This is a genomic window from Micromonospora sp. NPDC005553, from assembly GCF_042871765.1.
GTDB lineage: Bacteria > Actinomycetota > Actinomycetes > Mycobacteriales > Micromonosporaceae > Micromonospora.
On the sequence record NZ_JBIAJD010000007.1, the window covers coordinates 157,560 to 184,387 of the forward strand.

The window sequence follows — 26,828 nt, forward strand, 5'->3', positions numbered from 1 at the left end:
CACAGTGTGACCTTGCGGTGCAACGCACGCCAGAGGACGACGACCGCCGATGGGTGTGGCGGCCAGCGACGTTCACACTTGTCGATTAAGTTGACCTGGCGAACACCCGATGGAGGGAGTCCACCCCGTGCGACGAGTCCTCACGGCGGCCACCACCGCCCTGACCCTCACCACCGCCGGCACCATGCTCGCCGGCACCCCCGCCCAGGCCGCCCCGACGGGCTGGGGCCGTCCGGTCGTCTCCGCGGCGCCGCAACCCGGCGCGCCCGGACTGGGCGACAGTTACTTCCCCGACTACGGCAACGGCGGCTACGACGTCGAGCACTACGACGTCCGGCTGCGCTACGAACCGGCCACCGACCTGCTCACCGGCACCACCACGATCCTCGCCACCGCCACTGAAGACCTCTCGACGTTCAATCTGGACTTCCTGCTCGACGTCGAGTCGGTCCGGGTCAACGGTTGGGCGGCGAGCAGCACCACCGCTGGGGCGCACGAGTTGGTGGTCACCCCGGCCCGCACGGTGACCCGGGGCCAACAGCTCACCATCGTCGTGCGGTACTCCGGTGTCCCGTCGGAGGCCCTGGTCAACGGCTACACCGGCTGGACGCGTACCGACGACGGCGCCCTCGCCGTCAACGAGCCCGAGTCGGCGTGGTGGTGGTTCCCGAGCAACGACCACCCGCTGGACAAGGCCACCTACGACATCTCGGTCTCGGTGCCCACCGGCGTCGAGGTGATCAGCAACGGCGTGCAGCCAAGGCCGCCGCTGGCCGAGGCCGGCAACCGCACCCGGTGGATCTGGCGGACCACCTCCCCCACCGCCACCTACCTGGCCTTCATGGCCATCGGCCAGTACGACATCGTCACCGACACCACCCCGGGCGGCCAGCCGGTGATCAACGCGTACAGCACGTCGCTGGGCGCGCTCGGGCCGGCCGCGCGGGCCAGCATCGAGCGGACCGCCGAGATCGTCGACTGGGAGAGCGGGATCTTCGGCCCGTACCCGTTCGAGGCGCAGGGCGGTGTGGCCGGGCCGATCGACGGCATCAGCTTCGCCCTGGAGACGCAGACCCGCCCGGTGTACGGGCCGGGCTTCTGGCGACGCGGCGCCAACACCTACGTGGTGACGCACGAGCTGGCCCACCAGTGGTTCGGCGACTCGGTCTCGGTGGCCGACTGGCGCAACATCTGGCTCAACGAGGGCTTCGCCTCGTACGCCGAGTGGCTCTGGTCGGAGGAGCAGGGCGAGGGCACCGCCCAGGAGGTCTTCGACTTCACCTACGCCAGTTACCCGGCTGACGACGGGTTCTGGCAGGTGCTGCCCGGCGACCCGGGCGCTGCCCGGGTCTTCGACAACGCCGTCTACGACCGGGGTGCGATGGCCCTGCACCAGCTGCGGCTGGCCGTCGGTGACGACGCGTTCTTCGAGATCCTGCCGACCTGGACCGCCGAGCACCGGTACGGCAACGGCACCATCGAGCAGTTCCAGGCCCTGGCCGAGCGGGTCTCCGGACTGGACCTGGACGACCTGTTCACCACCTGGCTGTTCACCGCCGGCCGACCCGAGGTGGCCAGCGCCGCCCGCAAGGCCGCCCCACCGACCGAGCCCAGATCCTGGGCCAAGATCCGCGAGTCCCACGACCTGATGTCCCACTAGCCCCACCCCACCCCACCCCCACCCCCACCCCACCCCGCCACGTCGATCATGGAGTTGTGGTGCCTGACATATCAGGCAAGGGCGTATCTTCTGCCCACCACAACTCCATGATCGACCGGCGGGGGTCGCGCGGCCCGGGGTTACGGGGTTACGGGGTTACGGGGTTACGGGGTTACGGGGTTACGGGGTTGAGGCTTCTACGGCGCGGATGTGCCGGTACGCGAACCAGAGCGGCGGGAACGCCCCGACCGCGAAGGACAGGTCGATGAGCGTCCAGAACCAGGGGATGTCCCGGATCGGGCCGCAGATCAGCGCCAGCGGAACGATGCCGGCGCAGGCGATCATGCCGACCTGCACCACCCAGACGTTGCGCACCGGGTCGCGCAGCGGCCCCCAGAAGGCCACTGCCAGCACCAGGTGGGCGAAGGCCAGCCAGTCGGTGCCGTAGAGCAGGAACGGGTAGTCCTCGCCGGCCGTCACGAGCCCGGTGTGCACCCGCTCGATCCAGGCGACCAGCGCGGGCAGTTGGCCGGCGAGCGGATCCAGTACGCGCAGCAGCCAGCGCACCTCGATCTCCAGCGGAAACGCTGTGACACCACTCAGGAAGAGCCCGATCAGCACGACCCACAGCCATCGGCGGGTTCGCCGTAGCCGCTCCTCATTGTCCATGATCGCAGCGTAACGATGATCTTCATTCTGCCCTGTCCCGGAAGCGGGCCACCGAGGGTGACCGCTGTCTCAGCGGTTCGCCACCGGCCCGGCGGTGGCCAACTCCCGGAGCCGGACCCCGCCCGACCGCACCGCACCGGCCTCGGCGGGCACGATGACGCAGACCGCACCGGTGGGCCGCACGATGCGGGCGGCCCGGAACGCCGCTCGTCGTACCGGATGGCGGGGTCGCGGAACGACAAGCGCGAGGGTCGCCGCACGGCCGCGCTGCCGATCGAGGGCGACGCCCGCCGCCGTCGTGGCGATCGCCGCTGCGGCTCCGGCGAGGACGAGCGTCTGCCGAGGCCCGGCATGTTCGGCGAGCCAGCCGAGCAGCGGGGCGCCGACCGCGGCGGAGACCGAGCCGGTGACCGCCAGGGCGGCGAGCACCCGGCCCCGCATCGCGCCGTCGGTGTCGAGCTGGGCGCGGGTGCCGACGGTGGTGTCGATGACCACCGCGGCGGCGGCGATCGGCAGGATCACCGCGGCGAAGCTCCAGGTGCCGGGTGCGAGGCCGGCGACGATCTGCAACCCGCTGGCGAACAGGCCCGCGACGACGAGCGTCCGGTAACCCAGGGAGCGCCGCCGGGCCGCGACGAGCGCGCCCACCACGGTGCCGACCGCGAACACCGTCGACAGCAGGCCGTACCCGGAGGCACCAGCGTCCAGCGGCCCGTCGCTCATCGCGGCCATGGTCACCTGGTAGTTGCGGCCCAGGCTGCCGAGCACGAACGACAGGGCGAGCGCGAGGAGCAGCACCGGCTGCCCGCGCAGGTAGGAGAACCCGGCGCGGACACCGCCCCGAGTCCGGCCGGCGTCCGGGACCGGGAGGCCGGGCACGCCTGCCGGGCGTACGGCGAACAGCGCCACCACCACGGCGGCGAAGCTGACCGCGTTGATGCCGAACAGCAGGGCGGGTCCGACGGCGGCCACCACCACGGCACCGAGGCTCATGCCGAGGATGCGGCCGGCGGAGTTGCTGAGCGAGCCGAGCGCCAGCGCGTTGCCCAGCGTCTCCCGGTCAACGAGGCTGGCGGCCCAGCGTCCCATCACCGGGCCTTCGATCGCCGAGACGGCACCGGTGGCCAGCGAGATCGCGAAGATCAGCGGCAGGCCGCCGACCCCGGTCAGGGCGACCGCCGCCAGTCCGGCGGCGAGCACCGCGTGGGCGCACTGGGCGGCGATCAGCAACGGGCGGGCGGGCAGCCGGTCGGCCAGCACGCCACCCCAGACGCTGAGCAGCAGGGTGGGCGCCGCCTGGAGCAGCACGGCGAAGCCCATTGAGGTCGCGGAGCCAGTCTCCTTCAGTACGTACCAGTTGACCCCGAGGACCTGCATCCAGGTGCCGATGACGGAGACGAAGCCGGCGAGCGCCCAGATCCGGTAGTTGCGGTGGCGCAACGCGGCGAAGGTGGCACCTCTGGCCACGACGAACCTCCAGCGATCGGCAGCATGATCATTCACACCGATCGCGGCGCGGTTCGGCAGCCGGCAAGTCTTGCCGGCTTAAACCTTTTTGCCCACATTTGTGAGCGGCTTCACCATCGGGAATGCCCGGCCGATGCGGCGGCGGACCTGCCGCACCGACCGGACGCCCGCACCTCAGCGAGCGGCGAGAGCCTGCGCGGCCGGGCCCACCGGGGCCGGCAACGCACCGACACCGCCCAGATAGCCGTGGATGGCCGCGGCGACCGCCCGCCCCTCGGCGATGGCCCAGACGATCAGCGAAGCGCCCCGGTGCATGTCACCAGCCACGAACACCCCGTCGGCGTCGGTCTGCCAGTCGTCGCGGGCGTCGATGGCGCCCCGCGGGTTGCGGGCCACGCCGAACTGGGCCAGCAGCGGCTGCTGCTCGGTGCCCTCGAAACCGATCGCCAACAGCACCAGATCGGCCGGCAACTCCCGCTCGGAGCCCGGCACCACAGTGACGACCCGCCGGCCGTCGCGCTTCTCCACTGTCACCTCGGCGATCCGCACCGCCCGCACCTGGCCGGTGCCGTCGTCCACGAACTCCTGCACCGCCACGGCGAAGACCCGCTCGCCACCCTCCTCGTGCGCCGGGTAGCTACGCAGCACCCACGGCCAGGTCGGCCACGGATCCCGTGCCTCGTCGCGCTCCTGCGGCGGCTGCGGGTACAGGTCGAGCTGGTGCACGCCCGCGGCGCCCTGGCGGTGCGCGACGCCGAGACAGTCGGCCGCCGTGTCACCTCCGCCGATGATCACCACGTGCTTGCCGGCCGCGTCGATCGGCGTGCCGTCGGGCAACACCGCGGGCGCCAACCCACGCTCGGCGGTGGCCACCACGCCGGCCTGGTCGGTGGCCGCCGTGGCGACCGCGCGATTCGCCGCGACCAGGTGCGCCATCGCCTGGTGTACGCCCCGAAGCGCCCGCCCCGGGGTCTCCGGGGTGTCCCGGCCCTGCAACGCCCCACAGGCCAGCAGCACCGCGTCGTGCTCGGCGCGCAACTGCTCGGCGGTGACGTCCACGCCGACGTTCACGCCGGTGCGGAAACGCACCCCCTCGGCGGTGAGCTGGGCCAACCGGGCATCGATGTGCCGCTTCTCCAACTTGAAGTCGGGAATGCCGTACCGGAGCAGGCCGCCGATCGCGTCGTCGCGCTCGTACACCGTCACCGCGTGACCGGCACGGGCCAGCTGCTGGGCCGCGGCGAGCCCGGCGGGCCCGGAGCCGACGACGGCGACCGACCGGCCCGACGGCGCCGGCACCGGGCGGGGGGTGAACCCGCGCGCCGCGGCGGCGTCGGCGATCTCCACCTCGACCTGCTTGATGGTCACCGGTTGACCGCCGGAGATGCCGAGCACGCAGGCCGCCTCGCAGGGCGCGGGGCAGAGCCGGCCGGTGAATTCCGGGAAATTGTTGGTGGCGTGCAGCGACTCCACCGCGGCGTCCCAGTTGCCGGTACGCACGAGGTCGTTCCAGTCCGGGATGCGATTGCCCAGTGGGCAGCCGTCGTGGCAGAACGGGATGCCGCAGTCCATGCATCGGGTGGCCTGCTCACGGACCAACTCCTCGCCGGCCGGCGGGTACACCTCCCGCCAGTCGCTGATCCGCACCGGCACCGGGCGGCGGGCCGGCAGCCGCCGGTCGTAGCGCAGGAAACCGTTCGGGTCAGGCACGTGCCACCTCCTGGGCAGCCACCCGCGGGGCGGGCGGCACCGGCGCGGCCGGCGCGCTCAGCGCGCCCATCACCGCGTCGTCGACGTCGCGGCCGGCTGCTTCGGCGGCCCGCATGATCTCCAGCACCCGGCGGTAGTCGCGGGGTACCACGGCGGTGAACTCGGCCACCGCCTCCGGCCACCGCTTGAGCAGCTCCTCGGCGACCGCCGACCCGGTCTCGGCCACGTGCCGTTGGACCAGGTCGTGCAGGAGCGACTGCTCCTGCTCGCCCACCGGCAGCAGGTCGACCAGTTCCGCGTTGACCCGGGCCCGATCCAGGTGGTGCACGAACGCCGTGCCGCCGGACATGCCCGCCGCGAAGTTCCGGCCGGTCGCGCCCAGCACCACCACAGTGCCGCCGGTCATGTACTCGCAGCCATGGTCACCAACACCCTCGACCACGGCGACAGCGCCCGAGTTGCGTACCGCGAACCGCTCACCCACCCGGCCGCGCAGGAAGACCTCGCCCGCCGTGGCCCCGTACAGGATGGTGTTGCCGGCGATGATCTGATCCTCGGCCCGTTGCCCCGGCTCGGCGTCCGGGTCGAGGAACGGCGCGGCGGCGTCCGGACGGACGATGAGCCGACCCCCGGAGAGGCCCTTGCCCACGTAGTCGTTGGCGTCGCCGTGCAGGCGCAGGGTCACGCCGCGCGGCAGGAACGCGCCGAACGACTGCCCAGCCGTGCCGTGCAGCACGAACTCGACGGTGTCCTCGGGAAGGCCGGCGCCACCGAAACGACGGGTCACCTCACCACCGAGCATCGCGCCGACGCTGCGGTGCTCGTTGCGCACCGCCACCTCGACCCGCACCGGCGCACCGTCCGTCAGAGCCGGACGCGCCAACGCGATCAGCTCGTTGTCGAGCGCCTGCTCCAGGCCGTGATCCTGCGCGCGAACCCCGCGTCGGGCCGCGTCGGCGGGCAGCTCCGGCAGGTGCAGGACGGGCGCCAGGTCCAACCCGTGCGCCTTCCAGTGCGTCAGCGCCGGGGCCACGTCGAGCAGCTCGGACTGCCCGATCGCTTCCTCGATCGACCGGAAACCCAGCTCGGCCAGGTACCCCCGGACCTCCTCGGCGAGGAAGAGGAAGAAGTTCTCCACGAACTCCGGCTTGCCGGTGAAACGCTCCCGCAGCACCGGATTCTGCGTGGCGATGCCGACCGGGCAGGTGTCCAGGTGGCAGACCCGCATCATCACGCAACCCTCGACGATCAGCGGCGCGGTCGCGAAGCCGAACTCCTCCGCGCCGAGCAACGCCGCGACCAGGACGTCCCGGCCGGTCTTGAGCTGGCCGTCGACCTGCACCGTGACCCGGTCGCGCAGCTTGTTGAGCAACAGCGTCTGCTGCGCCTCGGCCAGCCCCAGCTCCCACGGGGTGCCGGCATGCTTCAGCGAGTTCATCGGGGAGGCGCCCGTGCCGCCGTCGTGGCCGGAGATCAGGATGACGTCCGCCTTGAGCTTCGCCACCCCGGCGGCGACGGTGCCGACACCGACCTCGCTGACCAGCTTGACGTGCACCCGGGCCGCCGGGTTGACGCACTTCAGGTCGTGCACCAACTGGGCGAGGTCCTCGATGGAGTAGATGTCGTGGTGCGGCGGCGGGGAGATCAGACCCACGCCGGGAGTGGCGTGCCGGGTCCGGGCGATCCACGGCCAGACCTTGTTACCGGGCAGCTGACCGCCCTCGCCCGGCTTGGCGCCCTGGGCCATCTTGATCTGGAGGTCGTCCGCGTTGACCAGGTACTCGCTGGTCACACCGAAGCGGCCGCTGGCGATCTGCTTGACCGCCGAGCGGCGGGCCGGGTCGTGCAGCCGCTCGACGTCCTCGCCGCCCTCACCGGTGTTGGACTTGCCGCCGAGCCGGTTCATGGCGATGGCGAGCGTCTCGTGCGCCTCCGCCGAGATCGACCCGTACGACATGGCGCCGGTGGCGAACCGCTTGACGATCTCGGTGGCCGGCTCGACCTCCTCGATCGGCACCGCCGGACGGACGCCGGTGCGCACTGTGAACAACCCACGCAGCGAGCCGGCCTGCGCGGCGAGCGCGTCGACCTTTGCGGTGTACTGCCGGAAGACGTCGTACTGCCGGCTGCGGGTGGCGTGTTGCAGCAGGAACACCGTCTCGGGGTTAAACAGGTGCAACTCACCCTCGCGGCGCCACTGGTACTCGCCACCGACCTCCAACCGGTCGGAGGTGGCGGTGCCGGCCGGCGGCCAGGCCAGCGCGTGCCGGGCGGCCACCTCGGTGTGCACGCCCGCGAGACCCACCCCGCCGATGCGGCTGGGGGTGCCCCGGAAGTAGCGCTCGACCAGCCGGCTGTCCAGGCCGACCGCCTCGAAGACCTGCGCACCGCAGTACGAGGACACCGTCGAGATGCCCATCTTGGACATGATCTTCAGGACGCCCTTGCCGAGCGCCTTCGCGTAGTTGCGCACCGCGGCGGCGGGCTCCACCCCGGCGAGAGCGCCCGTGGCGATCATGTCCTCGACCGACTCGAACGCCAGGTACGGGTTGACCGCCGCCGCGCCGTAGCCGATCAGGACCGCCGCGTGGTGCACCTCCCGGCAGTCCCCGGACTCGACGATCAGCGCCGCCCGCGTACGGGTCTGCTCGCGGACCAGGTGCTGGTGCACGGCGGCGGTGAGCAGCAGCGACGGGATCGGCGCCAGGTCGGCGTTGGAGTCCCGGTCGGAGAGCACCAGGATGCGCACCCCGTCCTCGATCGCCTCGGAGACGTGCCGGCAGATCTCGGTCAGCCGCGCCTTGATCCCGGCGGCGCCCTCCCGGATCCGGTACAGCCCGGAGACCCGGACCGCCTTGAAGCCGGGCAGGTCGCCGTCCTCGTCGATGGAGAGGATCTTCGCCAGCTCGTCGTTGTCGAGGATCGGGTGCGGGAGCACGATCTGACGGCAGCTCGCGGCACCCGGGTCGAGCAGGTTGCCCTCCGGCCCGATCGTCGACGCCAGGCTGGTCACCAACTCCTCGCGGATGGCGTCCAACGGCGGGTTGGTGACCTGGGCGAAGAGCTGGTGGAAGTAGTCGTAGAGCAGCCGCGGTCGGGTGGACAGCGGCGCGATCGGGGTGTCCGTACCCATCGAACCGAGCGGCTCGGCGCCGGTGCGGGCCATCGGCCCCAGCAGGATCTTCAGCTCCTCCTGCGTGTAGCCGAAGGTCTGCTGCCGGCGGCGCACCGAGTCGTGCGTGTAGACGGTGTGCTCGCGCGGCGGCAGGTCGTTCAGCTCGATCAGCCCGGCGTGCAGCCACTCGGCGTACGGCTGGGCGGCGGCCAACTCGGACTTGATCTCCTCGTCGTGCACGATCCGCCCGGCCACGGTGTCGACCAGGAACATCCGGCCCGGCTGGAGCCGCCCCTTGGCGACCACGTGGGCCGGGTCGAGGTCGAGCACGCCCGCCTCGGAGCCGAGCACCACGAGCCCGTCGTCGGTCTGCCACCAGCGCCCCGGACGCAGCCCGTTACGGTCCAGCACCGCGCCGACGATCTCACCGTCGGTGAAGGCCACCGACGCCGGGCCGTCCCACGGCTCCATGAGGCTGGCGTGGAAGCGGTAGAAGGCGCGCTTGGCCGGGTCCATCCCCGGGTCGTTCTCCCACGCCTCGGGGATCATCATGAGCACCGCGTGCGGCAGGCTCCGCCCGGCCAGGTGCAGCAACTCCAGGACCTCGTCGAAGTTCGCCGAGTCGGAGGCCGCGGGTGTGCAGACCGGGAAGACCCGCCGGATGTTGCCCGGCACGTTCGGCGAGCGCAGGAGCGCCTCGCGGGCCTGCATCCAGTTGCGGTTGCCCCGGATCGTGTTGATCTCGCCGTTGTGGGCGATGAACCGGTACGGGTGCGCCAGCGGCCAGGACGGGAAGGTGTTCGTGGAGAAGCGGGAGTGCACCAGCGCGATGGCGCTGTCCACCCGCTCGTCGCGCAGGTCCGGGTAGAACGCCGGCAACTGGTCGGGCGTGAGCATGCCCTTGTAGACCATGGTGCGGCTGGACAACGACGGGAAGTACGCCGGAACGCCACGTTCAGCGGTCTCCCGCTCGGCCTGCTTACGCAGACAGAACGCCACCCGGTCCAGCTCGAGGCCGCGCAGCGGGGAGCCGGCCGGCCCGTCGGGTGTGTCGGTGAGACGGTGCGCCGCCAGGAAGAGCTGCCGGACCCGGGGCATCGCCGCCAGGGCGGTCTCACCCAGGTCACTCGGGTCGATCGGCACGTCCCGCCAACCGAGCAGATCGGCGCCCTCGACCAGTGCGTACTTCTCGACGACCCGGCGGGCACGCGCCTCGGCGGCATCGTCGTCGGGAAGGAAGACCAGCCCGGTGGCGTACTCGCCCGCTGGGGGAAGCGCGACGTCGGCCACCGCGCGCAGGAACGCGTCGGGCACCTGGATCATGATGCCGGCGCCGTCGCCGGTGTTCGGCTCCGCGCCTCGGGCGCCCCGGTGGTCCAGCCGACAGAGCGCGCCGAGCCCGTTGGCGACGACCGAGTGTGAACGCCGGCCGTGCAGGTCCGCCACGAAGGCCACGCCGCAGGCGTCGTGCTCCTGCGCGGGGTCGTAGAGACCCTGGGCGGGCGGACGGGGGTGGGGCGTCGGGGACGCCTGCGGGCTGTGCGGGTGCGGCTGTTCTGTGTCCGCGTACGGCTGAGCCACCGGGCCTCCTGTCGTCACTCAGGTTGGATCATGGTGGGGACGACGTCGGCCCGTGGGTCTATTGAGTCTACGTTAGGGCCGGGGTCGCACGGCCACCCGAGATTGATCACACCGTCCACAGGCTGGGACGTGTAGTCTCGCGCGGTGGATCCGCGACACAGGCACGTCTTCGACCGGTTGGAACGCTTCTACGACGCGGTGCCCCGCGACGTCGCCGGTGCGGAGGAGCATGGCGCGTTGGTGCTGTTCGTCCGCGAAGGCGCCGGTTGGCCGTTCTATGCCCGCCCCCGGATCGACGCCACCGAGCCGCCGTCGCTGGCCGACGTGGTCTCGGTCCGCGAGCGCCAGCGGAAGCTGGGCCTGCCGGAGGCCTTCGAGTGGGTGCACGAGACGACCCCGGAGCTGCTGGCGGTGGCCCGCTCGGCGGGGCTCAGCGTGCTGGAGGCGCCGCTGATGGTGCTCGACCCGAGCGCGCTGCCCGACCCGGCGACGCTCTCCGACGCGGCGGTGCGGGTGCTGGCCGCTGACTCCCCCGGTTTTGCCGCCGATGTCGCCGCACGGCGTGCCGTGGCAGCGGTGGCGTTCGCCGCCGCCGGCACCGCTCCCGGCGAGGCGGGTCCGGCCGAACGCGACGCCGCCGTCACCGAACTCGAACTGGCCGCACTCGAGGAGGAGCGCGTCCGGATCGCCGACGGGCGACGGATCTCCGCGCTGGCCGGCACGCCGACCGAGGGCGCGCTGGCCAGCGGCATGGCGATGCGGGTGGACGACGTCGCGGAGGTCGCCGGGGTGGCCACCCTGCCGTCCGCCCGACGACGCGGGCTGGGCGCCGCGCTCACCGCCACCCTGGCCCGGGAACTCCTCGCCGCCGGCACCGAGCTGGTCTTTCTCTCCGCGGGCAGCGAGGAGATCGCGCGGGTCTACCTGCGGGTCGGCTTCCGCCGAATCGGCACCGCCTGCATCGCCGAACCCGCCGCCCTCATCCCCTGAGCTGCCCCGCTCCACCGACCTGCGTCGCGGCCGAGGTCAGGTCGGTGGGCGCCACTGGGCGGCGGAGGCGGCGGCGCTGGAGAGCAGTCGGGAGTTGATCGTGCCCAGTGCGGCGTCCCGGGCGCGCAGCGCCAACCGGCCCCGGGTCTGGAGCACCGCCGACATCCGCCGGGTCTGCCGGACCACTGTCGCGGCCCGGGGGCGGCGCACCCGGTCGTACGTCTGGACGGCGTCGGGCAGCCGAGCCTCCCGCAGCAGCGACGCGAGCGTCGCGGCATCCTCGAACGCGAGGCAGGCGCCCTGCCCGAGGTGCGGCGGCATGGCGTGCGCCGCGTCGCCGAGCAGCACCACCCCACCGGGCCCGACCGGAAAGCCGTACGCCCGGGGCAGCGGGCGCAGCTCGCGAACCTCCTGTTGGACCAGGTCGGCCGGGTTCGTGGCGTCGAGCAGCGCGCCGACCGGCGCGGGCCAACCCGCGTACCAGCGGCGCAGGAGGGCGAGCTGGGTCTCCGGTGGTTCCGGGCGGGGCGCGCCGGCGGCGGTGGCCACCCAGTAGATGCCGCCCCGGGTGGACCCGCCCGAGGAGCCCCGCTCGCCCAGCGACGCGGCCACGAACCGGTAACCCGCGCCGAGAATCTCGCCGGCCAACGGCTGATCGTCGGGGAGCCGAGGTGCCTGGTACCAGGGGATGACCGCCCGCCAGGCGGCGCATCCGGAGCTGACCACCCGGGACTCGGGCGCGAGTTGGCGACGGATGCCGCTGTCAGTGCCGTCGGCGGCCACCACCAGATCGGCCTCGATGGTGTGCCGCCCGTCGCTGACGCCCGGCCGCTCGCCCGGCTCGACCCGGACGTGGCGAACCGTCACACCGGTCCGCAACTCGACCCGCTCGCCGAGGCCGGCGATCAGCGCGTCGTGCAGATCCTCCCGGTGCACCACGACCGGCATCCGGTCGGCCGGAACGGGCCGGGGCTGCACGAGCCAGTGCCCGTCCGGGCGACGGACCCCACCGTCGGGCAACGGGGTGGCGATGGCGGCCAGGCCGGCGCCGAGGCCGAGGGCCTGGAGCGCGCGGACACCGTTGGGCCAGAGCACCACAGCGGTCGGCTCGGGCCGGACCCGTTCGGCGCGTTCCAACACTGTGACCTGCCAGCCGGAACGCGCCAGCGCGCCGGCCACCGCGAGGCCACCGACCCCTGCGCCGACCACCACCGCGCTTCGCATCGGTGCCGCTCAGCTGTCCCGGTCGGCGGGACGCGCGCCAGTGGCGTCGGCCCGGTCGGTGCGAACGGCGGACGGCGCGTCCGCCGGCTCGCCGTCGCTCGGCGCGACGTCGTCGGCGACCGCGTCGCCGGACGGCTCGCCGTCATCCGGCCCGGAGTCGTCGTCCGCCGGCGGTACGACGCCGGTGTCCTGCCAGGCCGCGTACTGCTCCTCGCTCACCACCCGGTAGCCCTCCGGCGCGGCGGCCCGCGTGGGGGTCTCCCGCTCGGAGAGGTCGACCTGGGACAGGTCGGACGTGGGGGGCGGGGTCGTCGTCCCCGCCGGGCCGAGTGGGATCAGGTAGTCCCGAGGGCCACGCACCCGTACGAAGTAGATCAGGGCGCCGAGGAAGACCAGTGCGGCGGTCCAGACGTTGAGCCGGACGCCGAAGATCTGGTTGGCCTCGTCGGTGCGCATCAGCTCGATCCAGAACCGGCCGACGGTGTAACCCATCACGTAGAGCGCGAACGCCCGGCCCCGGCCCAGCTTCAGCCGGCGGTCGAGGACGAGGACCAGAGCCACGACGCCGAGGTTCCACAGCGCCTCGTAGAGGAAGGTCGGCTGGTAGAGGCCCGGTTCGAGGATCGGCTGCCCGGCGTCGTCGCGGAGGGCGTGCCCGGGGTTGTCCGGGTCCATTCGGTGGATCTCCAGGCCCCACGGCACTGTCGTCCGGCCACCGAAGAGCTCGTTGTTGAACCAGTTGCCGAGCCGGCCGACGGCCTGGGCCAGCGGCAGCCCGGGGGCCAGAGCGTCAGCCACCACGCCGAACGGAATGCCGAGCTGTCGGGCCGCGATCCAGGCACCGACCGCGCCACCGGCGACTGCGCCCCAGATGCCGAGACCGCCCTCCCAGATGGCGAACGCCTTCATCGGGTCGCCACCGGCCCCGAAATATTTCTCGGGTGAGGTGATCACGTGGTAGATCCGGGCGCCGATGATGCCGGCGGGCACCGCCCAGACGGCGATGTCGAGCACCGCGCCGGGCGCGACGCCGCGCTGCCGCAGCCGGCGCTCCGTCACCCAGCAGGCCAGCACGATGCCGGCGATGATGCAGAGCGCGTAGGCCCGGATCGGCACCGGCCCGAGCTGCCAGACCGCGGTGCTGGGGCTGGGCAGGGCCGCCTGGGGGGAGAGCGAGGCGAGGGTCACGGGTGCACACGCTACCGCTGCACACCCCCGCAGCGGCACCCCGGGCCGCTGGAGGGCGCATCCCGGTGACTTCTGGTTTGCGCCACCGTAGGCTCTTTGTCCATGAGCGCGCTCACCTGGGCGGTCGCCGCGGTCGTCACCGACGACACCGGTCGGGTGCTGCTCTGCCAGCAGGGTCGGGGGGACCGCCGCCGCGCGTTGCCCGGTGGGCGGCTGCGCCCGGCCGAGAGCCCGGTACGGGCGGCGCTACGGGACATTCGCGCGGAGACCGGCTGGGACATCGAGCTGACCGGCCTGGTCGGCATCTACCAGGTGAGCCGCCCTTCGGGCGAGGCCGCCGCCGGACGCGCCGGCCCGCTGCCGGACGTCCTCGTGCACGTCTTCCGGGCCCGCGCGGCCGGGGTCCGACCCGCCGCCGACCCACCGCCGGGCTGCCGACTGTCCTGGCACTCCCCCGACGCGCTGCCCGAGGTGGTCACCCCGCTCACCCGAGCCGCCGTCACCGACGCGACCGCCGGCCGCTTCGGCGTACTCCGCGACATCGACTGTGCGCCCGGCACCGTCGCCACCGCGTCGCTGCCGGCGGCCCGCCCAGCCGGGGACGGCCGGCCGACGGCCGACCAGGACACGCGGTGCGCCGGGCCGGGTTGAGCCGGGCTGGGCTACGCGGGCTCAGCGGGTGGGGTTACGGACGCCCTCGGCGAGTTCGGCGCTGAGCGTGCGAAGCGCGGCCAGCCCGTCGGCCTCGGTGGGCGCGTCAAGCACACACCGGACCAGCGCGCTGCCCACGATCACCCCATCGGCGTAACCAGCGACGGTGCCGGCCTGCGCGCCGGTACCCACACCCAGGCCGACGCCGATCGGCAGGTCGGTGACCGCGCGGGCCCGGGAGACCAGCGTCGGGGCGGCGTCGGAGGTACGCGCCCGGGCGCCGGTCACCCCCATCACGGCGGTCGCGTAGACGAAGCCGCGGCAGTGCTGCACCGTCATCGCCAGCCGAGCGTCGGTGGACGACGGCGAGACCAGGAACGTGCGGTCCAGCCCGTGGGCGTCCGAGGCGGCCAGCCACTCGTCGGCCTCGTCAGGGATGAGGTCCGGGGTGATCAGGCCGGTGCCGCCGGCGGAGGCCAGGTCACGGGCGAAGACGTCCACGCCGTACCGCTCGACCGGGTTCCAGTAGGTCATGGTGACCACTGGGGCGCCGGTGGCCGCCACCGCCTCGATGATGCGCATCGTGTCCGCGGTGCGTACGCCACCGGCCAGCGCGATGTCGCTGGCCCGCTGGATCACCGGCCCGTCCATCACCGGGTCCGAGTAGGGGATCTCCACCTCGATCACGTCGACGCCGGCCTCGACCATGGCGGTCATCGCGGCGATGCTGCCCTCGACGGTGGGGAAACCGGCCGGCATGCAGCCGACCAGCAGTGCCCGTCCGTCGGCGCGGGCCTTGTCGAAGGCCACCCCGATCCGGCTCATCTCACCGCTCCTTGTCGAGGATGCCGAAGTAGTCGCCGGCGGTGTGCACGTCCTTGTCGCCCCGCCCGGAGAGGTTGACCACGATGGTGGGCTCCCGGCCCAGCTCCGCGGCGAGCTTCGGAGCCAGCGCGACGGTGCCGGCGAGCGCGTGCGCGCTCTCGATCGCCGGGATGATGCCCTCGGTACGGCAGAGCAGCTCGAACGCGGCCATCGCCTCGTCGTCGGTGACCGGCAGGTAGTTCGCCCGGCCGGTGTCGTGCAGCCACGCGTGCTCGGGGCCGACGCCCGGGTAGTCCAGGCCGGCGGAGATCGAGTGCGACTCCAGGGTCTGCCCGTCGGCGTCCTGGAGCACGAAGGTACGGGTGCCGTGCAGCACCCCGGCCGACCCGCCGGTGATGCTCGCCGCATGCCGGCCGGTGGCCACCCCGTCGCCACCGGCTTCGAAGCCGTACAGCCGAACGGCCTCGTCGCCCACGAACGCGTGGAAGATGCCCAGCGCGTTGGAGCCGCCGCCGACGCAGGCGGTGACGGCGTCCGGCAACCCGCCGGTGAGGTCCAGGCACTGCTGACGGGCCTCGTCTCCGATGCCCCGGACGAAGTCGCGCACCATCGCCGGGAACGGGTGCGGGCCCGCGGCGGTGCCGATCAGGTAGTGCGTCTCGTCGACGTTCGCCACCCAGTCGCGCATCGCCTCGTTCATCGCGTCCTTGAGGGTGCGCGAGCCGTTGGTGACCGGGACGACTGTCGCGCCGAGCATCCGCATCCGGGCCACGTTGAGCGCCTGCCGCTCGGTGTCGACCTCGCCCATGTAGACCACACACTCGAGGTCGAACAGGGCGGCGGCGGTCGCGGTGGCGACACCGTGCTGACCGGCGCCGGTCTCCGCGATCACCCGGGTCTTGCCCATCCGCTTGGTGAGCAGCGCCTGGCCGAGCACGTTGCGCACCTTGTGCGCACCCGTGTGGTTGAGGTCCTCGCGCTTGAGCAGCACCCGCGCGCCGACCTTCGCGGAGAACCGCCGGGCTTCGTAGAGCAGCGAAGGCGTGCCGGCGTAGTCGCGCAACAGCGCGCCGAACTCCGCCCGGAAGGACTCGTCCTCCATCGCCGTACGCCACGCCCCGTCGAGCTCGTCCAACGCGGCCACCAGGGCCTCGGGAACGAACCGACCGCCGAAGCGGCCGAAGTGGCCGGCGGAGTCGGGCTGCGGGCCGGCCACCGGGGCCAGCGCGTCGGCGCTCATCGGGAATCCTCTCGGTGGGACGTCAGCCCGGCGCGGGGTCAGCGCACCGGCCGGGGCGTTGCCGGGTGGTTGCCGGCGTTGACCAACTCGGCGACCGCCTCGCGGGGGCTCTTCTGGGTGACCAGGCCCTCGCCCACGAGGACCGCGTCGGCGCCCGCGGAGGCGTACCGGATCAGGTCGTGCGGGCCACGAACGCCGGATTCGGCGATCTTGACGACGCTGCTGGGCAGGCCGGGCGCGATCCGCTCGAACACCGACCTGTCGACCTCCAGGGTACGCAGGTCACGGGCGTTGACCCCGATCACCTGCGCGCCGGCCTCCAACGCGCGGTCGGCCTCTTCCTCGTCGTGCACCTCGACCAGAGCGGTCATGCCCAGCGACTCGATCCGCTCCAGCAGGCCCATCAGGACGTTCTGCTCGAGTGCGGCGACGATCAGCAGAACCAGGTCGGCGCCGTGCGCGCGGGCCTCGTGGATCTGATAGCTGGAGACCACGAAGTCCTTACGCAGCACCGGCACGGTGACCGCCGCACGGACGGCCGCCAGGTCGTCCAGCGAACCGCCGAACCAGCGCCCCTCGGTCAGCACGCTGATCGCCCGCGCCCCACCGGCCGCGTAGTCGACGGCGAGGTCGGCCGGATCGGCGATCTCGGCCAGCCGGCCCTTGGACGGCGACGAACGCTTCACCTCGGCGATCACGGCCACGCCGGGCTTGCGCAGCGCCGCGTACGCGTCCATGGGCGGCGGCGCCGCCGCTGCCAGTTCACGGATCCGCTCCAGCGGAACCTGCTCCTGGCGTCGGGCGACGTCTTCACGCACGCCGGCCAGAATCTCGTCGAGCACGCTTACGGACGCTGCCTGGCCGGCCTCGTCCCCCTCCGCGTGCGCATGCTCAGCAGTCACGAACGGACTCCCCTCTCCGGGCGTCATGGGCCGATGCTAGGGGCAGCCGACCGACGCCGAATGCCGGGGGTATGGCGCTGCTCACGAAAAGGGCTGCGGCATAATGGCCGACTTGCCGTGAAGGGGTTGTCACGCAGCGCCACCTCCGGTATCGATCACCGCCACGCGGTATGGAGCCTGGCGGCCGCGGTCAGACCGGGCCGGTCCATCGATCATGCCATCAGTTACCGCTCGGCGCGCGACAGCAACGACGCCCGTCGATGTTGTGAGCAAGCTCAAGGTTTGCCGGACGGCCCTGGTCACGGCCGAGGCGAGACAGTTGACCGGGTGGTCACCGCGGCGAAACGTCGACGGGCGAGCATCGCCCTCAGGCAGACTCGATGGCGCGCCTGCCCCGACCGTCGCAACTCCTCGCGCGAGGTGATCATGAGCATTTCCGAGCCGCACCCGACCATCGGACTGACCACGATCTCGCGGACGGTGGCATCGCTCGCCGTCGGCGTGGTGCACACCGTGGAACGGGCCGTGGTGGGCGAGGGACGGATGCGGACAGCACGGGGCAACGCCTGGGAGGCGGTCTGCGCCGACCGGGCCCGCGCCGACCAGCGTGCCGAACTCAACCGCCTGGTCGAAGAGCTGACCGCCGCCCGCGTCGCCAGTAGCCGCACCCAGTGGGAGCGCCAGCCGGTCGGCTGACAACCCTCCGGCCTGCGCGTCAGCCGCGCGTCGCGACCACCGGGCCAGTCGAGCAGCGGGCCACCGCGATCAGCGGGCGCACCGCGTCAGTCGGCCGTCGGATCCTCGCCCCGGTCCAGCGCGTCCCACGCCTCGGTGGTCCGACGCCCCGCCAACGGCGTCGGCGGCCCGGTCGGGTCGCTCTGCGCCGGCGCGTCCTGCGGCGCGCTCCGCGCCGGACGCTCGTACCGGGCGCCCATCGCCGGCCAGTCACCGCCACGCACCGCCGTCCACCAGCCTCCGCCGGCGGCCAACAGGCCGCCGAGCAGGCACAGCGCCGGCCACTGCCGGCTCACAGCGCCGCTCACGTCGGCCACCAGCCCGTACCCGCCGCCGGCCGCCACAGCCAGACCGAGTACGCCGAGCAGCGCCCCGAGCACCCGACGCAGGCGACCCCTGGTGGCCAGCACCGCGCCACCCCCGGCCAGGGTCACCAGGGCCAACGCCGGTAGCCAGGGCAGCAGGCTCGCACCGCTGCGGGTGTCACGCACCGGCGGCAGCGGCGCCGGACGTACCGTCAGCTCGACCGACCAACCGCGCGTCGCGGCCCACAGCGCCAGGCCCGCGCCGGCCAGGCAGAGCAGCACGGCGTACGTCAACGCGCGCCGGCCCACGACGGACCGCTCCCCGCCGCTCACGAGCTCATCCCATCGTCCGCGACCGCCAGGCACCGCTGCGCCGCCGCGCTCCTCGCGCTCACCGTGCTGGTCCTTCGTCAGCGACTGCGGGGCAACGCTGCGCCGAACTCCTCGCGCTCACCGAGCCGGCCGGAGGGTTTCGGCGGCTGCGATCGCGGCCAGCACGGCCGCCGCCTTGTTCCGCGTCTCCTGGTCCTCGGCGGCCGGGTCCGAGTCGGCGACCACCCCCGCCCCGGCCTGGACGTAGGCGCGGCCGTCGCGGATGAGCGCGGTCCGGATGGCGATCGCCATGTCCAGGTCGCCGCCGAAGCCGAAGTAGCCGACGGTGCCGCCGTAGAGGCCACGACGGACCGGCTCCAACTCCTCGATGATCTCCATGGCGCGCACCTTGGGCGCCCCGGAGAGCGTGCCGGCCGGGAAGGTCGCGGCCAACGCGTCGAAGGCGCTCTGGTCGTCACGCAGCGTGCCGGTGACGGTGGAGACGATGTGCATCACGTGGCTGTAACGCTCGATGGTGGCGAACTCGGGCACCTCCACGCTGCCGGGCTGACAGACCCGACCCAGGTCGTTGCGGCCGAGGTCGACAAGCATCACGTGCTCGGCTCGTTCCTTCGGGTCGGCGAGCAGCTCGGCGGCGAGGGCGGCGTCGGCGGCGGGGGTGCCGCCCCGCGGCCTGGTGCCGGCGATCGGGTGCAACAACGCCCGGCGTTGCCCGTCCGCGGCCCCGGTGACCTTCAGGTGCGCCTCCGGGGACGAGCCGACGATGTCGAACCCGTCGAAGCGCAGCAGGTACATGTACGGGCTGGGGTTGCTGGTGCGCAGCACCCGGTAGACGTCCAGCGGGTCGGCGTGGGTCGTCCGCTCGAAGCGCTGGGAGAGCACGATCTGGAAGCACTCACCGGCCCTGATCGCCTCCTTGGCCGCGTCCACCGCCTTCGGGTAGCCGCCGTCGGGCGTACGACAGAGCACCTCGCCGGCCGGCGGACGCTCGACCGTGGAGATCATCGGCGGAATGGGCCGGGACAGCGCCGTGGTCATCGCATCCAACCGGCCCACCGCGTGGTGATAGGCGGCGGCGACCTGCGGGGCGCGGTCCGGTGCGTCCAACGGCGGCAGCACCGCGTTGGCGACCAGGATCGCGGAGCCGTCGTAGTGGTCGAGCACCACCAGGTCGGTGGCGAGCATCATGCCCAGCTCCGGGACGCCCAGGTCGTCCTCGGTCAGCTCGGGCAACCGCTCGAAGCGCCGGATCAGGTCGTAGCCGAGGTAGCCGACCATGCCCCCGGTCAGCGGCGGCAGACCGTCGGACGGGTCCCCGACCGGGCCGGCCAGCGCCGCCACCGTCTCGCGCAGCATCCGCACCGGGTCACCCTCGGTGCTCAGGCCGGCCGGCGGCTGGCCCAGCCAGGTCGCCACGCCGTCGCGCGCGATCAGGGTCGCGCTGCTGCGTACGCCGATGAACGAGTACCGCGACCAGGCCATGCCGGCCGAGCCGACACCCTGCTCGGCCGATTCCAACAGGAACGTTCCCGGTCCACCGGCCAACTTCCGGTAGACCCCGACCGGGGTCTCCGCGTCGGCCAGCAGCCGCCGGGTGACCGGCACCACCCGCCAGTCGGCGGCCAGCTCGGTGAAGGTGGCCAGGTCGGGGCTGACGGTGCCGTCGGTCATGGCAGTGCCTCCGGAGTAGCGACGGGCAGCTCGGTGAAGAAGCAGGTCCGGTGGCCGGTGTGGCAGGCCGCGCCGACCTGGTCCACGCTCACCAGCAGCGCGTCCCCGTCGCAGTCCAGGGCGACCGACCGCACGTACTGGTGGTGCCCGGAGGTGGCGCCCTTGACCCAGTATTCGCGGCGGCTGCGCGACCAGTAGGTGGCCCGGCCGGTGGTGAGGGTGCGATGCAACGCCTCGTCGTCCATCCAGGCGACCATCAGCACCTCACCGGAGTCGTGCGCGCGCACCACGGCGGCGACCAGACCGTCGGCGGTGCGGCGCAACTGGGCGGCGATGGCCGGGTCGAGCCGGGACGGGCGCGCCGTCGCGGGCGCGGCCAGCTCGTTCGGATCGCTGGGAACGCCGGTCACCGGCGGATCAGGTACGGGCACAGTCACCAATTCTCCCGCACGCGGCGCGGGCACCGCCGACCACTCCCGCCACGGCTGCGGCGGAGGCCCCGAGAGCCATGGCTGCGACGAGGGCCGAGGCTCCGACGAGAGCCCGGACTGCGACGAGAGCCCGGACTGCGACAGGGGTCCGGACTGCGACGAGGGCCCGGCTGGCCGGGCCAGCTGGGCGACGTAGCGGTCCAGCCGGCCGTCGACCAGGGCGGCGGCCAGGTCCGCGCCGGCCGTGTCGGCGATCTCCTCGGCGTACGGCCTGATCAACGGCAGCGTGCCGGCGACCAGCCGTACGGCGGCGGCCCAGAGCTGCCCGGTCGCGCCCGGGCGCAGCCCGAGGCAGAGCACCATGTCCGTCCGGTAGCCGGGTGGTGCCACCGGCAGTTCCAGGGCCGCCGCGAAGGCCGCCCGGCGGGAGTGGACCCGCACGGACGGGTTGGCCGGCCGCAGCACCGAGGGGCAGAGCCGCGCCAGGTCGGCGACGGCGAGCCGGACCCCGAGACGGTCGCTGGCCGCGCGGGCGGCGGCGGCCTTACCCAGCGTGGCGATCATCTCTTCCAGTCGGGGCGGCTCGGCGGGCTGGCAGAGCACCGGCAGGTCGATCCGGGGCCGCCAGTGCGGGTCGGCCCAGAGCAGCCGCGCCGGCGCGGTGACCGGCAGCCCGAAGGCCCAGTCGGCCGGTTCGCCCAGACGGTGCACCCAGGACCGGATGTCCCGGGCGGCCACCGATACGTGAGTGACCTGGCCTGCGGACTCGTCCAGGTAGGCCCGGCGGGCCGCGTACGGGGCACCGCCGACCAAGACGTCGAGGTCGACGTCGCTGTGCGCGGTGGCGGCGCGGCGGGCGTGGCTGCCGCGCAACAGGATGCCGACCACCGGCCGCTCGGCGGCCTGCCGCAACCGCGCGGCCCAATCCTCAAGAAAACCGCTATCCGGTAACGGAGCGTGACCCACCGCGCCATCGTGCCGTACGTCCGATCGGCGCGCAATGCCCGTTGGCGGACTTCGTGTCCGGTCCGGAGCCTACTGCCCGTTCTCGCGCTCCGCGCGACGGTCGCCCCGCCCGACACCACTGCGGGCGTTGCGCCCGGCACGGTATTTCATCTAGCGTTGAGTTCAACAGGTGATGAGTTTCTGCGGAGGTGTGCGATGGACGATGCGATAGCCGTCCGAGACCTGGTCGTGGACCGGGGTGGGCGGCGGGTGCTGGACGGCATCAGCTGCCGGGTCCCGCGCGGCGCGGTCACCGGACTGCTCGGCCCCAGCGGCAGTGGCAAGACCACGTTCATGCGCGCGGTGGTCGGGGTGCAGCTGGTCGGTGGCGGGACGGTCACCGTGCTCGGTCAACCGGCGGGCACCCCCGCGCTGCGGCACCGGGTGGGCTACCTGACCCAGGCGCCCAGCGTCTACGCCGACCTGACCGTCCGGGAGAACGCCCGCTACTTCGCGGCCCTGTACGGGCGGGGGCGCGCCGAGGCCGACCGGGCGATCAGCGACGTCGGGCTGACCGAGGCCGCCGGTCAACTGGTCGCCACCCTCTCCGGTGGTCAACGCAGCCGAGCCTCGCTGGCGTGTGCCCTGGTCGGGGAGCCGGAGCTGGTCATCCTCGACGAGCCGACCGTCGGCCAGGACCCGGTGCTGCGGGCCGATCTGTGGGCCCGGTTTCACGCGATGGCCGCCGCCGGCACCACCCTGCTGGTGTCCAGCCACGTGATGGACGAGGCGGCACGCTGCGACCAACTGCTGCTGATCCGCCAGGGGCGGTTGATCGCCGACGACAGCCCCGCCGCGATCCGCGCCGCCGCCGGTGTGGACGACCTCGACGAGGCGTTCCTGCGGCTCATCCGGGCCGGCGAGACCGCCTCCACCAGCACCGACGCGACAGCCGCACGGGAGACAGCATGAACGCGCGAATTCTCGCCGCCACCACCGGGCGCATCCTCCGTCAGCTCCGGCACGACCGGCGGACCATCGCGCTGCTCGTGGTGGTGCCGGCCGTCCTGCTCACCCTGGTCTACTTCATGTACGCCGACCAACCGACCCCGCCCGGCCAACCCACCACCTTCGACCGGATCGCGCTGGTGATGCTCGGCATCTTCCCCTTCGTGATCATGTTTCTGGTGACCAGCATCGCGATGTTGCGGGAACGCACCTCGGGCACGCTGGAGCGGCTGCTCACCACGCCGCTGGGCAAGCTCGATCTGCTCTTCGGGTACGGCATCGCGTTCGGGCTGGCCGCCGCCGTGCAGGCCGCCGTCGCCGCTGCGGTGGCGTACTGGATCTTCGATCTGGAGACCGCCGGCAGCATCGGGCTGGTGATCGGGATCGCCGTGCTCGACGCCGTGCTCGGCGTCGCCCTCGGGCTGCTGTGCAGTGCCTTCGCGCGCACCGAGTTCCAAGCAGTACAGTTCCTGCCAGTCGTGGTGGTCCCCCAACTGCTGCTCTGCGGGCTGTTCGTGGCCCGTGACCAGATGGCCGGCTGGCTCCAGGCGCTCAGCGACGCCTTCCCCCTGTCGTACGCCATCGAGGCGTTGCAGGAGGTCGGCGCCCACGCCGAACCGACCGGCCGGATGTGGCGCGACGTCGCCGTGGTTCTCGGCGCGGTGGTGCTGGCGCTGGTGCTCGCGGCGGCCACCCTGCGCCGACGCAGCGGCTGACCGCCAGCGCCGGGGGGCGGCGGCCGGCGCGGCAGCCGACCCCGGCGTGGGCCGGGCCGGCACGACGGGCCGAGGCGGACGAACGAAGGGCGGCGATGACGCGGCGGACCGGCCGGCGACCCGGCAACCCGGGCACCCGGGAGGCGATTCTCGACGCGGCGCGGACGGCGTTCGCCGAACGTGGTTACGACGCCGCCTCGATCCGGGGCATCGCCGGCACGGCGCAGGTCGACCCGGCGCTCGTGCACCACTACTTCGGCAGCAAGGACCAGCTTTTCCTTGCCGCGATGAACTTTCCGGTCGACCCCGGTCAACTGGTGCCGAGGGTGCTCGCCGGCGACCGGGACGGCGTCGGTGAGCGGATGGTGCGCATCTTCCTCGGCGTCTGGGACTCCCCGGCCGGCAGCGCCGCACAGGCGCTGCTGCGCTCCGCGGTGAGCAACGAGTGGACCGCTCGGCTGCTGCGCGAGTTCGTCACCACCCAGGTGCTGCGCCGGGTGCTGGAAAACCTCGACGTCGACCCGGTCGAGCTACCGCTGCGGAGTTCCCTGGTGGCCACCCAGATGATCGGCCTGGCCATGATGCGGCACGTGGTGCGCCTTGAGCCGGTCGCCTCCGCGGACCCGGAAACCCTGGTGGCCGCGATCGGCCCCACGATCCAGCGCTACCTCACCGGCCCGCTGCCAACCTGACCCGCCAACGCCCCGCTCAACCTCGAACGCCCCGCGCGATCTTGCACTTTCTGCCCCGACCAAAGGGACACACCACGCGTAACAGCAACCAGAATTGCAAGATCGACGCGGGCCTGGGGCGGGGCGGGGGCGCGGCGGGGCTTGGGCGGGGCGCGGGGCGGTTAGTGCGGGGGGCGGGCGTCGGCGGTTGGTTGTAGCGGTGGCAGCAGCTGTGGCAGGTCGGCCGGGTCGGTCACCGGGCCCGGGAAGGCCAGCCGGACCCGACGCCGGGCGCCGGGTCGGCCGAGGGCCACCACCAGCCCGTAGCGGTCGATGCGCACCACCCGGGGCGGCCCGTCCGGGGTCTGCTCGGTCAACCCGAGCTGCTGGCGCAGGTACTCCGTCACCTGGGCGCCGTGGCACTCGGCGAGGTCGGCGAGCAGCCGGGCCTCGACCGGATGCACCGGATCCGGCTCGGCCTCGGCGTACTCCACCGGGTCGATCCGGTGCACGACGCCGGCCCGCTCCCAGCGGACCTCGACCACCTCGAAGCGGAACAGCCGGAACCGGGTGCCCAGGTCGAGCAGGTCGCCGGTCGGCTCGACCGCGGCGAACTCGACCGCCGCGTGGCGGGCCTCGTCGCCGCGCAGCTCGGCCGCCCAGCCGGACACCCAGGCGCGACCCAGGCCGGGCGCACCGGCGGCGGGCGGCAGGTCGAGCACGTCGAGCACGACAGCGACGTCGCTGCCCCCGGCGGCCGGTTGCAGGGCGGCGGCCAGGTGGCTGGTCACCGGCACCAGCAGCAGCACCCGCCCGTCCGAGTCGGTGACGTGCCGGGCGTGGTGCGGGCCCGGCCGGTGGGCCAGGTGCACGAGGCCGGGCAGGCGGCCGGCGACGAGGGTACGGACGATCTCGGCGGAGTTGGGCCGCATGGGGGCGACCTCCTTCGAAGGTTAGGCTTACCTAACCCGGAGCCTAGAGCACCCGCCCGCCCGCGTCCACCACACCGCCGCACCTCACCGGGTCTGCTCCAGCCAGGAGGCGTAGAGCAGGCCGTACACCGAGTCGGCGTCGCGAACAAGCTCGTCGTGCGGGCCGCGCTGCACCACCCGACCCCGGTCCACCACGATCACCTCGTCGGCGGCCTGCGCCGTGGAGAGCCGGTGCGCGATGGCGAGAGTGGTCCGACCCCGGGTGACCGCGTCCAGCGTGCGTTGCAACCGCACCTCGGTCGCCGGGTCCACCGCGCTGGTCGCCTCGTCGAGCACCAGCAGGTCCGGGTCGGCCACGTACGCACGGGCCAACGCGACAAGCTGCCGCTCCCCGACGCTGAGCGCCTCGCCGCGCTCCCCGACCGGGGTGTCCAGGCCCGCCGGCAGACCCTCCAGCCAGTCCGACAGGCCCAGCTCGGTGAAGGCGGCGCTCAACTGCTCGTCGGTCAACTCCGGACGGGCGAACCGGACATTGTTCCCCACCGTCGCGTCGAAGAGGAACCCGTCCTGCGGCACCATCACCACGCGGGAGCGCAGCGAGCCGAACCGGACGTCGGTCAGCGGCACCCCGGACAGCAGCACCGCCCCGGCCGACGGGTCCATCAGCCGGGTCAGCAACTTGGCGAACGTGGTCTTGCCGCTGCCCGTCTCACCGACCACCGCCACCCGACTCTTCGCCGGGATCTCCAAATCGATGTCGTGCAGCACCGGCGGACCACCCGGATAGGCGAACCGCACACCGGCGAACCGGATGTCCAACGGCCCGCCCGGCAGCTCCCGCCCCTGCTCCCCCGGGTCGGCCACGTCCGGCGCGACATCCAGCACGTCCAGCACCCGACGCCACCCGGCGATCGCGTTCTGCGCCTCGTTGAGCACCTCGGTGGCGATCTGCACCGGCTGGATGAAGAGCGTCACCAGGAAGAGGAACGCCGTCAGCTGGCCGATCGACAGCGTGCCGTCCACCCCCAACAGCACGCCGAGCACCACCACGCCGGCCAGCGCCAACCCTGCCGCCAACTCCCCGACCGAGCTGCCCACGATGCTGATCCGGATCGCCCGCTGCTGGGCCAGCCGCTGGCTGTCGATCGCCTCGTCCAGCCGCCGCTCGGTGCGCCCGGCGATCCCGTACGCCCGGATCACCGGCGCGCCCACCACGCTCTCGCCGATCGCGCCGAGCAACGTCCCGGTGCGTTGACGCACCGTCGCGTACGCGCCGCCGAGGCGACGTTGCAACTGCCGGATGACGAACACCGCCGGCAGGAACGCGGCCAGCACCACAAGTGTCAACTGCCAGGAGTACGCCAGCATGACGGCTGTGGTGACCACCAGCTGACCGAGGTTGACCAGCAGGATCACCCCGCCCCACTGGAGGAACTGGGTGATCTGGTCCACGTCGCTGGTGACCCGCGAGACCAGCGAACCGCGTCGCTCCGACTGCTGGTGCAACATCGACAGGTCGTGCACGTGGCGGAACGCGCGCGTCCGGACGTTGGCCAGCGCCGTCTCGCTGACGGTGAACAGCCGGCGCATCATCAGGTAGCCGCAGATCGTGGTGACCGTCAGGATCGCCGCGGTGACGGCCACCACCGTCCACACCACGTTCAGATTCAGACCACCGACCAGGCCCCGGTCGATGCCCTGCTGCACGGCGACCGGCACGGCGACCCGACCCACCATGTAGACCAACGCCAGGGCCAACGTGCCGGCCAGACCGATCCGTAGCTCCGGGGAGAGCGCCAGGCCCCGACGCAGCGTCTGCCAGGTCGTCTCCTGCCGGGCGTCGTCCATCTCGCCTTTCG

Annotated in this window: 21 protein-coding genes and 1 pseudogene; 7 read left to right on the forward strand and 15 right to left on the reverse strand. The window is 72.9% G+C overall.

Annotated features, from left to right (window positions below):
* The first annotated feature begins 127 nt into the window (after positions 1-127).
* Positions 128-1,660: a M1 family metallopeptidase gene (locus tag ACFYPG_RS27445; protein ID WP_387354316.1), complete on the forward strand. Its 1,533-nt coding sequence runs from the start codon at positions 128-130 to the stop codon at positions 1,658-1,660.
* A 180-nt stretch (positions 1,661-1,840) separates the two neighbouring features.
* On the opposite strand, the gene ACFYPG_RS27450 is transcribed toward ACFYPG_RS27445, so the two are convergent.
* The 4 genes from ACFYPG_RS27450 to gltB form a co-directional block, all read right to left on the reverse strand.
* The gene (locus ACFYPG_RS27450) at positions 1,841-2,329 is read right to left on the reverse strand and encodes a hypothetical protein (RefSeq protein WP_387354317.1); all 489 of its coding nucleotides are present in this window, start codon (positions 2,327-2,329) and stop codon (positions 1,841-1,843) included.
* A 69-nt stretch (positions 2,330-2,398) separates the two neighbouring features.
* Complete coding sequence (locus ACFYPG_RS27455) at positions 2,399-3,796, reverse strand: MFS transporter (protein ID WP_387354318.1); 1,398 nt, start codon at positions 3,794-3,796, stop codon at positions 2,399-2,401.
* Positions 3,797-3,970: 174 nt separating this feature from the next.
* Positions 3,971-5,506, reverse strand: coding sequence for a glutamate synthase subunit beta (locus ACFYPG_RS27460; protein WP_387354319.1), 1,536 nt, complete (start codon positions 5,504-5,506; stop codon positions 3,971-3,973).
* A complete protein-coding gene (gene gltB / locus ACFYPG_RS27465; RefSeq protein ID WP_387354320.1) occupies positions 5,499-10,202 on the reverse strand; it encodes a glutamate synthase large subunit in 4,704 nt (1,567 codons plus the stop codon). The genes ACFYPG_RS27460 and gltB overlap by 8 nt, the downstream gene beginning before the upstream one ends.
* A gap of 144 nt (positions 10,203-10,346) precedes the next feature.
* Here gltB and ACFYPG_RS27470 point away from each other — a divergent pair, with 144 nt between their 5' ends.
* The gene (locus ACFYPG_RS27470; protein ID WP_355007631.1) at positions 10,347-11,192 is read left to right on the forward strand and encodes a GNAT family N-acetyltransferase; all 846 of its coding nucleotides are present in this window, start codon (positions 10,347-10,349) and stop codon (positions 11,190-11,192) included.
* A gap of 36 nt (positions 11,193-11,228) precedes the next feature.
* On the opposite strand, the gene ACFYPG_RS27475 is transcribed toward ACFYPG_RS27470, so the two are convergent.
* Both ACFYPG_RS27475 and lgt read right to left on the reverse strand, forming a co-directional pair.
* Positions 11,229-12,416, reverse strand: coding sequence for an NAD(P)/FAD-dependent oxidoreductase (locus ACFYPG_RS27475; RefSeq protein WP_355007632.1), 1,188 nt, complete (start codon positions 12,414-12,416; stop codon positions 11,229-11,231).
* 9 nt (positions 12,417-12,425) lie between these two features.
* Positions 12,426-13,604: a prolipoprotein diacylglyceryl transferase gene (lgt, locus tag ACFYPG_RS27480; protein ID WP_387354321.1), complete on the reverse strand. Its 1,179-nt coding sequence runs from the start codon at positions 13,602-13,604 to the stop codon at positions 12,426-12,428.
* Between the two features lie 102 nt (positions 13,605-13,706).
* On the opposite strand from lgt, the gene ACFYPG_RS27485 reads away from it, so the two are divergent.
* Positions 13,707-14,255, forward strand: coding sequence for an NUDIX hydrolase (locus tag ACFYPG_RS27485; protein WP_387354322.1), 549 nt, complete (start codon positions 13,707-13,709; stop codon positions 14,253-14,255).
* Positions 14,256-14,276: 21 nt separating this feature from the next.
* Here the strand turns inward: ACFYPG_RS27485 and trpA are convergent, their stop codons facing one another.
* Genes trpA through trpC form a run of 3 tightly spaced genes read right to left on the reverse strand, consistent with a single transcriptional unit; the run spans position 14,277 to position 17,162 of the window.
* Positions 14,277-15,080, reverse strand: a complete 804-nt coding sequence (gene trpA, locus ACFYPG_RS27490) for a tryptophan synthase subunit alpha (RefSeq protein WP_091407799.1) — start codon at positions 15,078-15,080, stop codon at positions 14,277-14,279.
* Between the two features lies 1 nt (position 15,081).
* Entirely contained in the window at positions 15,082-16,320 is a 1,239-nt protein-coding gene (gene trpB, locus ACFYPG_RS27495; protein ID WP_357196983.1) for a tryptophan synthase subunit beta, read from the reverse strand.
* 38 nt (positions 16,321-16,358) lie between these two features.
* Positions 16,359-17,162 carry an indole-3-glycerol phosphate synthase TrpC gene (trpC, locus tag ACFYPG_RS27500; RefSeq protein ID WP_030334428.1) on the reverse strand — a complete coding sequence of 268 codons (804 nt, stop codon included), beginning with the start codon at positions 17,160-17,162 and terminating at the stop codon, positions 16,359-16,361.
* A 486-nt stretch (positions 17,163-17,648) separates the two neighbouring features.
* On the opposite strand from trpC, the gene ACFYPG_RS27505 reads away from it, so the two are divergent.
* On the forward strand, positions 17,649-17,918 hold the full coding sequence (locus ACFYPG_RS27505) for a hypothetical protein (RefSeq protein ID WP_355007637.1): 270 nt from the start codon (positions 17,649-17,651) through the stop codon (positions 17,916-17,918).
* An 86-nt stretch (positions 17,919-18,004) separates the two neighbouring features.
* Here ACFYPG_RS27505 and ACFYPG_RS27510 read toward each other — a convergent pair whose 3' ends face one another.
* From ACFYPG_RS27510 to ACFYPG_RS27525, 4 genes and pseudogenes are all read right to left on the reverse strand, one after another.
* A complete protein-coding gene (locus ACFYPG_RS27510; RefSeq protein ID WP_387354323.1) occupies positions 18,005-18,628 on the reverse strand; it encodes a Trp biosynthesis-associated membrane protein in 624 nt (207 codons plus the stop codon).
* 84 nt (positions 18,629-18,712) lie between these two features.
* Complete coding sequence (locus tag ACFYPG_RS27515; RefSeq protein ID WP_387354324.1) at positions 18,713-20,266, reverse strand: anthranilate synthase component I; 1,554 nt, start codon at positions 20,264-20,266, stop codon at positions 18,713-18,715.
* Complete coding sequence (gene hisI, locus ACFYPG_RS27520; protein WP_387354414.1) at positions 20,263-20,697, reverse strand: phosphoribosyl-AMP cyclohydrolase; 435 nt, start codon at positions 20,695-20,697, stop codon at positions 20,263-20,265. Before hisI ends, ACFYPG_RS27515 begins: the two co-directional genes overlap by 4 nt.
* A 279-nt stretch (positions 20,698-20,976) precedes the next feature.
* Positions 20,977-21,261 (reverse strand): annotated as a pseudogene (locus ACFYPG_RS27525) (phosphoribosyl-AMP cyclohydrolase); the annotation flags it as partial.
* A 597-nt stretch (positions 21,262-21,858) separates the two neighbouring features.
* Here ACFYPG_RS27525 and ACFYPG_RS27530 point away from each other — a divergent pair.
* The 3 genes from ACFYPG_RS27530 (at position 21,859) to ACFYPG_RS27540 (ending at position 24,058) form a co-directional block, all read left to right on the forward strand.
* Positions 21,859-22,614, forward strand: coding sequence for an ABC transporter ATP-binding protein (locus ACFYPG_RS27530; protein WP_355007640.1), 756 nt, complete (start codon positions 21,859-21,861; stop codon positions 22,612-22,614).
* Complete coding sequence (locus ACFYPG_RS27535; protein WP_355007641.1) at positions 22,611-23,366, forward strand: ABC transporter permease; 756 nt, start codon at positions 22,611-22,613, stop codon at positions 23,364-23,366. Before ACFYPG_RS27530 ends, ACFYPG_RS27535 begins: the two co-directional genes overlap by 4 nt.
* 95 nt (positions 23,367-23,461) lie before the next feature.
* Complete coding sequence (locus tag ACFYPG_RS27540) at positions 23,462-24,058, forward strand: TetR family transcriptional regulator (protein WP_387354325.1); 597 nt, start codon at positions 23,462-23,464, stop codon at positions 24,056-24,058.
* Between the two features lie 161 nt (positions 24,059-24,219).
* On the opposite strand, the gene ACFYPG_RS27545 is transcribed toward ACFYPG_RS27540, so the two are convergent.
* Positions 24,220-24,969, reverse strand: a complete 750-nt coding sequence (locus ACFYPG_RS27545) for a DUF2470 domain-containing protein (protein WP_355007643.1) — start codon at positions 24,967-24,969, stop codon at positions 24,220-24,222.
* A gap of 84 nt (positions 24,970-25,053) precedes the next feature.
* Entirely contained in the window at positions 25,054-26,817 is a 1,764-nt protein-coding gene (locus ACFYPG_RS27550; protein ID WP_387354415.1) for an ABC transporter ATP-binding protein, read from the reverse strand.
* Positions 26,818-26,828 lie beyond the last annotated feature (11 nt).

What these genes read in the sequence shown, in the direction of transcription:
- ACFYPG_RS27450 (WP_387354317.1), bottom strand. Translation starts at nt 2,329, where the DNA reads ATGGACAATGAGGAGCGGCTACGGCGAACCCGCCGATGGCTGTGGGTC.
- ACFYPG_RS27475 (WP_355007632.1), bottom strand. Translation starts at nt 12,416, where the DNA reads ATGCGAAGCGCGGTGGTGGTCGGCGCAGGGGTCGGTGGCCTCGCGGTG.
- ACFYPG_RS27485 (WP_387354322.1), top strand. Translation starts at nt 13,707, where the DNA reads ATGAGCGCGCTCACCTGGGCGGTCGCCGCGGTCGTCACCGACGACACC.
- trpA (WP_091407799.1), bottom strand. Translation starts at nt 15,080, where the DNA reads ATGAGCCGGATCGGGGTGGCCTTCGACAAGGCCCGCGCCGACGGACGG.
- trpB (WP_357196983.1), bottom strand. Translation starts at nt 16,320, where the DNA reads ATGAGCGCCGACGCGCTGGCCCCGGTGGCCGGCCCGCAGCCCGACTCC.
- ACFYPG_RS27505 (WP_355007637.1), top strand. Translation starts at nt 17,649, where the DNA reads ATGAGCATTTCCGAGCCGCACCCGACCATCGGACTGACCACGATCTCG.
- ACFYPG_RS27515 (WP_387354324.1), bottom strand. Translation starts at nt 20,266, where the DNA reads ATGACCGACGGCACCGTCAGCCCCGACCTGGCCACCTTCACCGAGCTG.
- ACFYPG_RS27530 (WP_355007640.1), top strand. Translation starts at nt 21,859, where the DNA reads ATGGACGATGCGATAGCCGTCCGAGACCTGGTCGTGGACCGGGGTGGG.
- ACFYPG_RS27535 (WP_355007641.1), top strand. Translation starts at nt 22,611, where the DNA reads ATGAACGCGCGAATTCTCGCCGCCACCACCGGGCGCATCCTCCGTCAG.
- ACFYPG_RS27540 (WP_387354325.1), top strand. Translation starts at nt 23,462, where the DNA reads ATGACGCGGCGGACCGGCCGGCGACCCGGCAACCCGGGCACCCGGGAG.
- ACFYPG_RS27545 (WP_355007643.1), bottom strand. Translation starts at nt 24,969, where the DNA reads ATGCGGCCCAACTCCGCCGAGATCGTCCGTACCCTCGTCGCCGGCCGC.
- ACFYPG_RS27550 (WP_387354415.1), bottom strand. Translation starts at nt 26,817, where the DNA reads ATGGACGACGCCCGGCAGGAGACGACCTGGCAGACGCTGCGTCGGGGC.